The 12776-nt window shown below is 70.6% G+C and carries 4 protein-coding genes; all 4 read left to right on the forward strand.

Annotated features, from left to right (window positions below; genetic code table 11):
- Positions 1 to 11: 11 nt before the first annotated feature.
- The 4 genes from G5C50_RS07270 to G5C50_RS07285 are packed head-to-tail and all read left to right on the forward strand — an operon-like array spanning position 12 to position 12776.
- A complete protein-coding gene (locus tag G5C50_RS07270; protein ID WP_165067090.1) occupies positions 12 to 3236 on the forward strand; it encodes a BRCT domain-containing protein in 3225 nt (1074 codons plus the stop codon).
- Positions 3233 to 9580 (forward strand): HEAT repeat domain-containing protein, encoded by a 6348-nt coding sequence (locus G5C50_RS07275; RefSeq protein ID WP_165067092.1) that lies wholly within the window; start codon positions 3233 to 3235, stop codon positions 9578 to 9580. The genes G5C50_RS07270 and G5C50_RS07275 overlap by 4 nt, the downstream gene beginning before the upstream one ends.
- Positions 9577 to 11454, forward strand: a complete 1878-nt coding sequence (locus G5C50_RS07280) for an SWIM zinc finger family protein (RefSeq protein WP_165067095.1) — start codon at positions 9577 to 9579, stop codon at positions 11452 to 11454. Before G5C50_RS07275 ends, G5C50_RS07280 begins: the two co-directional genes overlap by 4 nt.
- A gap of 8 nt (positions 11455 to 11462) precedes the next feature.
- Complete coding sequence (locus G5C50_RS07285) at positions 11463 to 12776, forward strand: reverse transcriptase family protein (protein ID WP_165067097.1); 1314 nt, start codon at positions 11463 to 11465, stop codon at positions 12774 to 12776.

The following is a 12776-nucleotide window of genomic DNA, read 5'->3' on the forward strand; positions in this document are numbered from 1 at the left end:
GGCCCTCTCCAGTGGCCACCCCGATCCGCCTTGAGGACGTCCAGCTCGCCTGGCAGGCGAGGGACCCGGAGACCGTCGCCCTCGTCGTCGACCTCGCCCGGCAGGACGACCCCGAACCCGAGACGCCGCTCCGCCCCGGAGCGCCGACGTTCGCGGCGTTCCTGGCCGAGATCCGCTCCAAGGCGTTCCGCGCCAAACCGCGAGACGTCCAGGCCAGCGAGCGTCAGGCGAAGCTCCGGGCGCTGGAGGCGCCCGACGCCGAGCTCCCCCTCCCGGATCGCTTCAAGCTGCACACGATCCTGGAAGAGCTCTGGGCCGACGGCGGCCCGATCGCCCGGTCGTGGCTGCTCCGGATCATCGCCCAGATCCCGGCACGCTATGGTCCCTGGAAGGCCCTCAAGCGGATCTTCAAGGAGGCCGAGGCCCGGGGCGACGCCGAGGTCTTCGCCGCCCTCGCCGCCCGGTTCGACGAGATGCACGCCGAGGGAGTCTCCGAGGTCGGCCGCGCCACGCTGGCCTACCTCCGGCGTCGCGGCTGGCGGGCCCTGCGACGGGCCGCCGAGCGCCTGCCGGCCTCCTACCCAGATCTCGCCTGCGACGTCCTCGCGTGCTACGGCGAACGGACGAACTGGACGCGGACGTGGATCGCCAACCAGATCTTCTTCCATGAGGCCGGCGGCTACGGCAAGGACGAGTTCAGCAGTCCGGTCGTACACTCCAGCGACCTCCTGAAACACCGCGCCTATCCCGACCTCTGGAAGCGCACGCCCCGGCCCCTCTTCGGCCTGCTGGAGAAGGCCCGCAACGACCGTCCCCGGAGGTTCGCGGCCGAGGCGCTGAAGGCCGACTTCCGGGCCTCGCTGCGCGAGGTCGAGCCAGCCTGGGTCGCCCGGCTGGTGGACGTTAGCAGCGAGCCCGTCGACGCCCTCATCGTCTGGATCCTGACGAACGTCCCCCGGTTCGAGCAGTCGGCCTTCCGCTCGCTGGGGCTGCACGAACCCGTCCTGAAGCTGTTCGACTCCCCCTCGCAGGAGGCTCGCACTTACGCCGCCGGCTACGCCCGAACCCACGCCCGCGACCTGCCCGTCGACGAGCTGATCCGCCTGACCGACAACGACAACCAGGCTGTGCGAAAGCTGGCCGCCGACCTCCTGGGCGACCGCGACCCCCGCACCGAAGTCGGACTCGAAGCCTGGGGAAGGCTCCTCAACACGCAGCACGGCGCCAAACTCGCTGGGGAGGCCATCCGCAAGAACTTCGGTGCGAAGGAACTGAGCCCCGACTGGTTCCGCGACCACCTGCTCACCGACAGCCGCGAGGCGTTCGGTTTCCTGAAGGACCTGCTCGCGCGCCTCCATCCGACGGAAAAGCTCGGGGCGGGGTTCTTTCGCGACCTCATCGTTAAGGAGAGCAAGTCTCACGTTGGCTATCAGGTGCTCCTGGTCCCGTTCGCCATGGGCGAGCTGGCGAGGTTCGACCTGAACGAGCAGCCCGCCGACTTTCTCCGCCGTCTCCTGCTGAATCGGTCGACCCAGACTCAGACCGTCCGATGGGTCGAGGAGGGGAAGCTCAAGGTCCCCACGTTGGGCGTCGACTTCCTCAAGGCCCTCGCTTACGAACCGGACTTCGGGACGAATTCCTGGATCGCCGAGTTCCGCCGCACCGGGCCGGAATGGGCCCGGAAGCTCTCGTTCGACCAGGGCCTATCCGACAAGGTCCGCGCCTGGCTCGCGGACGTGCGGAAGGTCCCGCCGGCCGACCTGGGATTCGACTGGCTCCTGTCGCTGGCGGCTCGATCGGAGCCCGCCTACCACGACTTCGCCGTGAGCGTCCTCACCAAGGGCTTCACGCCGGCCGACTTCGCCCCCCGCGAAGCGCCCGCGACGACCGCCCAGGCAGCCGGACCGGTCGACCTGAAGGGGGCGTCGTTCCTCTTCACCGGCAAAATGGCGACCCTCAAGCGGAAGGACGGCGAGGACCAGGTCAAGGCGGCAGGGGGGACGACGGCTTCGGGAGTCAACGCGAAGCTGCATTACCTGGTGATCGGCGACGAGGGGTCGCCCCTCTATGGCCACGGCAAGAAGGGGGACAAGCAGACCAAGGCCGAGTCGCTGAACGCCGCCGGAGCGAACATCAAGATCATCTCCGAGACGGCCTTCCTGAAGATGCTGGCCGGCGGGGTGCAGGAGGTGTCGACCGACGCCGTGATGGCCGGCTGCGAACGCCTCTGGCAGATGGCGACGGCCCCCGGCCCGGCCGACGCGCCGAAGGCCCGGTTCGCCGTCGAGTACATCCTCAAGCACCACCCCGACATCGCCCTGGCCAAGACCGAACGACCCGTCGACCCCGGGGCGGAGATCCCCGCCGAGTTCCTCACGTTCGAGAGGGTCGAGCCCCTCTTCTACGAGTCCCGCAAGCCGCTTCGCGACCTGGCGTTGGAGCTGGCGCGTTGGGAGTTCGCCCGCTGGGCTCCGCCGTCCGACGCCCTCGTCCGGCTGGCAGAGAGCCCCCACGCGGACGTCCACCGGTTCGTTACGGATGCCCTGCTGGCCGAAGAAGCCCCCGAACATCGCCGCTTCCGGATCGACCCGGAGAGCCTGAGCCCCGCCGCCGTGTACGCCTTCTGCGAGTCGGCCGACGCGTCGACGCGGGACCTCGGCATGCAGCTCATCGGCCGCTCCCCCCGACTCCGGCGGCCCGAGGAATTGTTCCGCCTGACCGACAGCCCAGACCGCCGGATGCGGGCGTTCGTGATCCGGGCCCTCTGGTCGCTCTATCGCGACCGTGGCATCACGGAGGGCTGGAAACCCTCGGCGCCGCCGAGTTCCACGATCGGCGCGGGGACTCGAAAGGCAGCCGCCGCGGCGGCCGAGAACCGGGGCACGGGCGCTCCCGCCCGCCCCGACAACCTGCCGGCGCAACCGACCGGCATGTGGGGCCTGCTCCGCCGCTCGCTGTTCGAGCTTCCTCCGCCCAGGCCCGAGAAGGGCGAGAAGTCCGCCGGCGGCGAGAAGCTCAAACCGCTCCCCGCCCGCAAGGCCAAGCTGGCGATGATCGAGGTCATCCGCGACCTGGCCCTTGAGGACGTCGACTTCGCCCGGGGCGCCCTCCCCTTGCTGGAGGAGTTCCTCCCCTCGCGCGGGCCGAGCGAACGGGCCGCCTGCCTGACGGCCGTAACCCGCATTCGCCACGTCTGGCCCGAGCTGCGGCGACGGGCCGAGGAGGCGGCCTCTTGAGCGCGACGACCGACTACACCATCCCGTTTCGCGGCGACCTCAAGGCGATCGCCGGCGTCGGCTCCGCCGTCGCGCTGGCGACGCGCCATCCCGAGGCTCGGCCGACCGCCCTGTTCTGGGTCGACCAGGGCGACGACCGCCCGCGATCCCACGGCGAGGAGTTCCCCGGCGGCGTCACCGCCATCGCCGACAGCGACTCCGTCTGGATCGCCGGGACCGACGGCCATGTCTATCGGGCGCCGCTCGACGGCCCGCCAAAAGCGATCGGCCCGAAGGTCGGCGAAGCGAAGGCGCTGGCCCTGCTCTCCGACGACCGGCTCGGCGTACTCGTGGGCCGCGAGGTGAGGGTCCTCGCGCGAAAGGACGGCAAGCTCGCGCAGACGATCGAGCTGCCCGAGCCGGGCTCGACGCTGGCGAGCGACCCATCCGGCAAGTGGCTGGCGGTTGGGACCACCGATGGGCTGGTTTCGATCTACGAGGCCGAGTCCTCGGCCGATTTCGCCCCCGGCGACTCCGCCCGACTACACGAAGGCGAAGTCACGGCCATCCTGTTCGAGCGCGACGACCTGCGTTTCTTCTCGGCCGGAGCTGACATGAAGCTCCTGTCGACCCACGCGCGAGGCAAGCTGGAGCCCGAGGACAAGGGTCGCGCCAACAACCACTCCGATCGGATCACGGCCATGATCTGGGGGCCGGAGGACCGCCTGCTCACGGGCAGCCTCGACGGCACGGTCAAGTCGTGGCCGCGTGTCGGAGGGGTCAAGCCGACGACGCAGAAGGAGGGCGTGGTCCGAGTCTTGGGGATGGCCCTGGTCAAGCGGCACGGGCGCGACCACCTCGTCGTGGCGGGCGGGGACGACACGCTCCGCACCTTCGTCATCGACGCCGCCGGCAAGCCCGCCGGCCTGATGCTCCGCGGCTGCGGCGCGATGGACGCGACCAGGGCAGACCTCGCCGGCGACGACCCCCGTGCTCGCGAAGCGGCCATCCGTCGACTGGCCGAGTTCGACGACGCGGCCTCCCTCTCGCTCCTCGCCGAGCAGGCCGTTCGCGATCCCGACCACGGCCTGAGGCTTCTGGCCGTGCAGTCGCTCGGGCAGTCCGACCATCCCAAATCCCCTGCGTTGCTGGAGGGCCTATTCTCGCACGCCGAAGCCGCTGTCCGCACCGCCGCGTTCGAAGGGCTCCGCCGCCAGCGCGGTCCGGCCGACCTTCGCGTCCTGGACCTCGCCCTCAAGGCCGAGAAGCCCGAGATCGGCAAGCTCGCCGTTGAGGCTCTGGGGACACTCGCCGGCAAGGACGACCAGGCGCTGACCCGCCTGACCACAGCCCTCTCGGCCAAGACGCCGGAGGTCCGCCAGGCGGCCCTGATGGCGCTGGAATCGGCCTACCCGGCCGACTCGCCCGAGGCGAATCTCGCGGCCCTCGGAACGTCCCACGCTGATGTCCGGCGGGCGGCGCTGATGAGGCTGTTCGCCCGCAAAATGCTGGGCGACGCCACGGTCCAGTCGGCCCTGCGTCGACGCGTCGAGGACGCCGATCCCGAAGTTCGTCGGGTCGCCTTTCTGCTCTCGCTCCATACCCGCCCCGCCCTGCTCTCCGCCCTGCGCTCGCGCGACCCGGAGTTGGAGCGTCAACTGGCCGACCTCGAAGGCGGCCAGGATCCGTCGTCCGCGGTCGCGAAGCCGAAGAAGGGCCGCGGCGAGGCTACGACGAAGGCCGAAACGCCGAGCGACGAGGAGTTGACGCCCCTGCTCCAGGCGTCGGCCAGCAGCGCTCTCGAGACCAGCCTGCGGGGAGCCCGCGGCCTGGCCGTTCTGGGCGACCCCCGGGCCTTCGGCCTCCTGTTGCAGCTAAGTCGCGAAGAGGACGAGAAGGCCCGAGTCGAGGCCTGCCGGGCCATGGCCGCGCTCGACGACGCTCGAGGGGCTGAGCGGCTGAGGTCGCTCCTGTACGACCCCTCGCTCGCCGTCCGAGACGCCGCCTTCACCGCCCTGGCCCGTCTTCTCGAAGACGAGCCCCTCAAAGCGGCCGAAGCCGGGCTCAACGCACCGTCTGAGAACGTCCGCCAGCGAGGGCTCCAACTCCTGGTCGCCGAGGCGCGCAAGGCCCCGATCAAGAGCCTCGAAGATCGCCCCGCCGCGATGCTGGCCGATGCGCTGAACGACTCGTTCAAGACGGTCCGATCCGAGGCGTTCAAGGCCGCGCTCAATCTGAAGGTCGGGGGCGGAGGCGCCGCCACGCTTCGGTACGTGATGAGGAGCCAGCACGCCGACGTCCGTCGCGAGGCGATGACCGAAGCCATGGCGAACGCCGGCGAGCCGGGCGGCTGGGACGCCGTCTTCGAGTTCCTCAACGACCCCGACCCCGGCCTCCGTTCCGAGGCGTACGAGTTCGCGTCCAGAAAGACGAAGGGGCTGGAGACACTCGACGCCGCCCTGGGATCGCGCTACCCCGACTTGCGCAAAGCGGCCGTCGACGGCCTCGTCAAAAAACACACGGCCGCCGCGCAGAAGCTGCTCGCGCGGGCCCTGGACGACGAGGAGAAGAACGTTCGACTGGCCGCGTTGGAGGCCCTCGTCGGGGCCGACGCCCAGCCCGTGTTGCGAACGGCCGTTGAGAACCCTCACGCCGACGTTCGGGTCCGAGCGGCCCGCGCTCTGGCCAGGCACGGAGACCCGGCCGCGCTCAAGCCGCTGATCGCGTTGGCGACGGCTCTCGAACCCGAGGAAGAGGAACGCCGCAAGGACTGGTCGAGCCTCGCCGAATCAGCCCTGCTCGGCCTCGGGCAGCTTGGCGACGCCTCCGCGCTGACGGCCCTCATCCCGCTGATCGACAGCCCGCACGCACCGATCCGCCAGGGGGCGACGCGAGCCCTGGCCTGGCTCACTCCGGCCGACCGCTCGGCCCCGCTGCGCGACGCCCTGCGACACCACGACGCGGTCGTCCGGGACCTCTCGGCGTTCGGCCTGACGCTCCTCGGAGATGCCTCGGCGGGCCCGCTCGTCTTCGCGGATTCGGCGAAGACCCTGAAGCCCTGGGAACGGTTCGCAGCGGCGGTGGCGCTGTCGGGGACCGCGATCGGCGACGGCTCCCTCGTGGCCGGGCTCGACGACTCGGACGAGAAGATCCGGGCCCGGATCCTCCTGCTTCTGTTGATGATGGAGTGGAAGGCGCCCCGCGAGGGCTCGCCGCTCGTCCTGGCCGCGCTGGCCGGCCGCGATCCCCGAACGCGGCTCGTCGCGGCCGAGGCCCTGGAGGCGATGGCCGCCGGCGCGGGGGGCCTCGCCGAGTTCATCGTCAAGACGATCAACGACCGCGGCGGCAAGCTTCCCTGGACGATCCCCGCCGCCGTCGTGGACGACCTGGCCGAGTTGCTCGTTCACGCTGAGCCTCGCCTCCGCGCCCGGTCGGCCGAGTTGCTCCGGGCGCTGGAGAGTGACGAACAGGCTGCGTGGGACCAGACCTGGGCGACACACGCCGAGCGCTTCGCCGCCGCGATCGAGGCCCTTCGCAAAGCGGCCGCGAAACGTCGCTCCACAACAGATCAGGCCCCGCCGAAAAGCCTCCGTGAGCTGGCCCTCGGCGCCTACGTCGGGCTGCTCCGCAATCAGGGCGGGACGCAGAAGGCCGGCGACCCGGCCACGTTGAGAGTGCGGCGATCGGCGCTGGGCCGTATCGAGACTTTGGCCAAGAATGATCCGACGATCGCCTCGGCCGCCCGCCCGGTGCTGGTGCAGGTCCTGGGCGACCCGAACGCGGCGATCCGCATCCCGGCGTTCGAGTGCCTCCCCGTGCTGGGCATGGAGCCCACGACCCTCGCGGCCGAGGCCCTGGCGACGGGGCACGTCGACCTGGGCGTGAAGGCCCTGGAGATCCTGGCCGCGGGCGGATCGACGGCCGAGGGCCGCCGCGTCCTGGACGAGGCGATGCTGACCCGACGCGACGACCTGGCCATTGAGGCGGCTAAACTCCTGATCGCCCGCGAAGGGACGACTCCCGTCGCGACGAGGGCGCTGGAGGGCGCCCACGAACCGCTCCGGAAGGCCGCCGTCGCCTGGCTGGCCGACGAGGCCGAGAAGGACGAGAAGGCCCGCGTGTCCCTCCGCGCAGCGCTCTCCTCGCGGCATGCGCCCGTCCGCGAGGCCGCCGCGATGGCCCTGGCCGCGCGGAAAGACGCCTCGGCCTTCGACGCCCTGGTCGCCCTGCTGAAAGCGGCCCCCGATGCGAACGCCGCCCGTCGCTGCATCGCCGCCCTGACGACGCTCGGCGATCCTCGCACCGCCACGGCTTTCCTCGACCGCGTCGAGAACGATCCGTCCGAGACCGCGCCGGCCGACGAACTCATTCGCGCCGTCGGTGGCTTCGGCCGGCCGGAGGTCATCGACCGCCTCTTCGCCCTCTGGGACAAGGACCGTAAGCGCGGGCTGCCGGCCTACCAGGCCCTCTTCACGATCAGCGGCCACCACCAACGGATCGAGGATCCGGAGGACGAAGCCCCCGACCGCCGTTGGGAGGAGAAGCAACTCCCGAGACGCGACGACGTGCTGGCCCGCCTTCTCGCACGCCTCACCGCACCGGGCGAAAAGGGAGCCATGGCGCTCATCCCCGCCGCCCGTTGGTCGCGGTCGAAGGAGGTCGACCCGGTCCTCGCCGGCCTGATCGGCCACCCGGACGAGGCGATCCGACGCGCGGCGATCGAGGCGATCGGCTGGCGGCTTCGCAAGCGTTCCGGCGACCCGGCCGTCCTGGTCAAGGCGTTGGCCTCGAAGGATCCCGTCGCGCAGTTGCTCGCGGCCGAGGGCCTGGCTCGGGTCGGGCGGCCCGAAGGACTCTCGGTCCTGATGGCGAGCGTTGAGTTGGTCCCCGACCTGAACCTCCGCCGCCGGGCCGTCCTGGCGCTCGGCGAGTTGGCCGACGAGCGTGCCGCCGAGATGCTCATCAAATTGGCGTCCGACGACGCCCACGCCCTCAACGAGGCCGCCGCCGAGGCGATCGGACACCTCGGAAAGTCGAAGCACGCCGAGGCCGTCGAGCGGCTGCTCGTACGGTTGGCCGATGGGAGCGGCGGCGTGGCCTACCAGGCGATCAAGGGGCTCCGCTGGCTCGACACGGCCCAGGGATGGCGGGTCCTCCGCAGGCGGGCCGGCGAGGACTCAGCGCCGCATCGCGAGATCGCCATCGAACAACTCGCCCACAACGACGATCCTGCCACCCGGGATCTGTTGCTCAAGCTGATCCGCGAAGACATCTCGAACGAGGAGCAGGCGTACGCCGCGGCCCGCAAACTCTGGGGCCCGGACGCTCTCGAACCCGACGAGGCCCTGCTCCAGAGTGTGTACCCCGAGGGCTTCGAGGAGTACGACGAGGCCCTGAAACGCGGCTCCGAGCGTTCCTCCCCCTCCCGGATTTTCGCCATTCTTCCCTCCTGTGAGGACGACGACGTCCGCAAGGCTCTGGCGCGGGCGCTTCTGACGCGGAAGGACGTGCCGACCGCCGAGGCCAGGGACGCTCTCGACAGCCTGGACCCGGCCGTTTCGGGCCTCGCGGCGCACATTCTCGGCCGGTCCGGCGAGGCCGCGAAGGGTGGCGCGAAGTCGGTCGAAACGACGCTGACGCGCTGGTGGAAAGCCTGGGTCGATCGGCGCAAGACTTCGCGAACGGTCGGCCTGGGAGATGACGACGCTCAAGCTCTCGTCGAATGTCTGGGCCTCGTCGCCTGGGCCGCAGGACGACTGGGCGTCGGAGGAGAAACCCTGGCCGCGATGGCGAGCCTCCCCGAGGCGGATCGCCAGGCCGTCGAGATGCGACGGTCGGCCGTGGAGGCGCTCGCGGCCTCGCCCGCGAGAAAGCTCGCCGTCGCCGCTCTGGAGGAAGCCGTCTCGACTACTGGCCCCGAGACCCGAGCGCTCGCGGCCCAGATCGTGACCGAGGACGCGCCTGACAAGGCCTTACCGCTTGCGGAGAAGCTCCTGGCCGACCGCTGGGCCTTCGATCGGGTGGCTCGCGGTAGGTCTGCACGGCTCTCGAACGTCCTCCGCCAGGCCTCGCGCCAGAGCCATTACCAGGGCGTCGCGCTGCCGTATCTCGTCGCGCAAAAGGACGTGGAGGGCCTGGCCGCCGTCGCCGGGGATCGTTCCGCGGCCGAAGGCGCGCGGCTCGGCGCGATCGAGGCGCTCGCCGCGCTTGCGACGGAGCCGGCCGAGGACGTCCTCCGCAAGATCGGCCTCGATGAGCGCGAGGAGGAAGACCTCCGCAAGGCCGCCTGGCGAGGGCTCCGTAAATCGAAGCGGCTCCGGACGCCGAAGCCCACCAAGACTCCAACCCCCAAGGTGAGCGGATGAGCGACGAGCCCCTGCCGCCGGACGTCCCCTCCGACGAGCCGCCCGCCGTCGAACGGACGGAGGTCCACCTGGCCTACCACGGCGCGAGCCGGCTGACGACCACCGAGGACTCGGCCCGGCTGGCCCTGGCCGCCAACATCCTCCGCCCCCCCGCGCGGTTCGACGGCGTCATCAAGGATCCGATCCGCTTCCGCGAGGCGATGTCCGCCCTCTACGCGGTCGTCGCCAGCGACATGCGGTATCAGCCCAAGGACCGCACGGCGTACCTCGCCTACATGCGGATGAGGCGTGAATCGTCGGGGCTCGACGTCTGGCAGGCCCAGCGCGAGTATTTCGGCTGGCTCTTGCGGAACGACCCGCTCGCGTTCGTGATCCTCGACCCGGTCGTGACGGTCCATCCCGACGAGGTCTTCTTCGAGGTCTTCAGCAAGGACGAAGGGGCGTACGCGAAGCTGGGCGTCGACCGCGACTGCTTCTCCAGCGCGACCGACCCAACCTACGGCACGACGAACATCGACTTCAGCCAGTCGCTCTACCAGGGCCTCCAGCAGATGCGCTCCTATCGGGAGACGAGGCTGACGATTGGCCCCGAGGGCGTGGGGCTGATGACGAAGGCGTCCGGCGAAGTCCTGGAGAAGACGATCCGCGTGCCGGATTCATGGCTCCGCGGGTTCCTCCAGGTCCAGTCGGCCGCCGCGCTGCCGAGGGACACGTTCGCCCTCGCGCCGATCGATCTCTACAACGCCCTGCGTCACCTGCGTCTCCACGCCGATGAGAAGGGCAAACGCCGAGGCCTGCGCGTCGAGTTGATGCCCGGCCAGCCGCCCCGCCTGGTGCTCGAGCCATGGAACGAGGTGATTCCCACGACGGCCGCACCGTACAAGGGGAAGTCGGCGCGGGTCGCAAGGGTCTGGGGACGTCGTCGGTTGATGCTCCTTCAGCGGTTCCTGCCGTTCACCGAGGAGGTCGACGTCCACCTCCTCGGCAGCGGCCTGCCTAGCTTCTGGGTCCTTCGCGGACGGGGCATGACGCTGACGCTCGGGTTGACGGGGTTCACCTCGGCGAACTGGTCGCAGGCGCTGAACTTCGACCTGCTCCTGCCCCGCAAGGCCGAGCCCGGCGGCAAGTCGCTCGACGCCGTCCTGGAGCATCTCAACGGGCGCTGGTCGGCGGGCGCCGGCGAACTTGCGAAGGCGACGAAGCTCTCCTGGCCGGCATTGACCGAGGCCTTGCAGCTCGGCTGCCAGCAAGGGCGGATCATGTACGACCTCGCCGCCGACGTCTATCGTTTGCGGCCGTTGACCGACGCTCCCCTCGACCTGGGCCGACTGGAGTTCCGCGACGCCCGCGAGCGGGTGGCTCACGACCTCCTCGTGCGCCGCGGGGCCGTCGAGATCGTCTCCGAGAACCGCATCCCCGGCTCGGGACTGGAGCTGACGGGCCGCGTGACCGTTAAGGAAGACAACCGCGAATACCGCCCCAAGATGCTGCTGGCCGACGAGGGTCAGGTGACGCGGGCTGAATGCACCTGCTCGTTCTTCCGCAAGCAGGGCCTGAAGGCTGGGCCGTGCGTTCATCTGGTCGCGTTGAGACTGGCACACGCCGCCCGCGAGGCCGAGCGGGCTTCCGGCCGCGCACCGGCGGAGGCGATCACCGCCGAGACCCGCGCGTTCAGCCGCCGCGATGCGAAGGGGGAGGACGTGTACCAGGTCACGCTCGACCGCCGTCGGCTGAAGGTCCGCTGGGGCCGCGCCGACGGGGATTCGCGGCTCCAGACGCTTGCCTTCGATTCGGTCGACGAGGCGCGGGCCGCCTATCTCGCCCGCGTCGCCGACCTCGCCGCCCGCGGCTTCCTCGACGCCTCCGCAGGATGACCTCTCTCATGGCCATGCAACGTCAGACCAACCCGTTCGACCTCTGGCGATCGATCGTCCAGGCGGGAGGAATCCAGCCTTACATCAACGCCCAGCTCTCCGAGCGGGGCTTCCTCGTCGCCCGCCGCGAGACCGACGGCATGTCGGAACGCGAGCTGGCCGATTACAAGAAGTCGCTGAAGGCCGAGGCCGCAGAGCGCCGGCGGCTGCGGCGCGAGGCCTGGGCCGCCTTCCGCGCCGAGCACATCGTCCACCTCGGCGACGGCGTCTACTGGAGCGACGAGCCCGGCCCCGATCGCTGGGACCAGCCCAACGCCGAGGTCCGGGCCGCCGAGAACGAGCTGCCGCCGCTCGACTCCCCGCGGCAACTGGCCGAGGCCCTCGGCCTGACGATCCCGCAGCTTCGCTGGCTGGCCTTCCATCGCGACGCCGCCCGACGGATCCACTACCGACGCTTCACCATCCCCAAACGCGACGGCTCCGAACGGGCCATCTGGGCGCCGATGCCTCGGTTGAAGCGGGCCCAGCACTGGATCCTCCGGAACATCGCCGAGAAGCTCCCCGTCCACGGCGCGGCTCACGGCTTCCTGCCCGGTCGATCGATCCTCTCGAACGCCGCCCCCCACTGCGACTCCAAGGTCGTCGTGCGGATCGACCTCAAGGACTTCTTCCCGACCGTGACGCTCCGGCGCGTGAAAGGGCTCTTCCGCAAGGCCGGCTACCGCGAGCACGTCGCCACGCTGCTGGCCCTCATCTGCACGGAGTCGCCCCGCGAGATCGTCGAGCAGGACGGCGAGACCTACTACGTGGCCCTCGGCCCCCGTTGCCTGCCTCAAGGCGCTCCAACGAGCCCGGCGATCACGAACGCGCTCTGCCTCCGGCTCGACCAGCGGCTCTCGGGCGTCGCCCGCAGCCAGGGTTGGCGGTACACGCGGTATGCCGACGACCTCACGTTCAGCCGGCCGGCCGACTCCAAGGAAGCGCCGGGAATCGGCCGGCTGCTGGGGACCGTCCGCCGGGTCGTGGGCGATGAGGGATTCACGATCCACGACAAGAAGACGGCCGTCGGTCACAACGGAGGCCGCCAGCGCGTCACGGGCCTCATCGTCAACGGCGACCGTACCCCGCGCGCGCCGCGAGAGTTCAGGCGGAACCTGCGCGCGGCGATCCACAACCTGGTCACGGGGAAGGAGTCGCCGTCGGCCGAGCCTCCTTCGGTCCTCGCCGGCCGCGCGGCGTTCGTTGCGATGACCGACCCTTCCCTCGGCAGGGCGATGCTGGAGAGGCTCTCCCAGGCGGTCGAGCGCTCTCCGGAAGCCTGA

It is taken from the genome of Paludisphaera rhizosphaerae (assembly GCF_011065895.1).
Classification (GTDB): Bacteria; Planctomycetota; Planctomycetia; order Isosphaerales; family Isosphaeraceae; genus Paludisphaera; species Paludisphaera rhizosphaerae.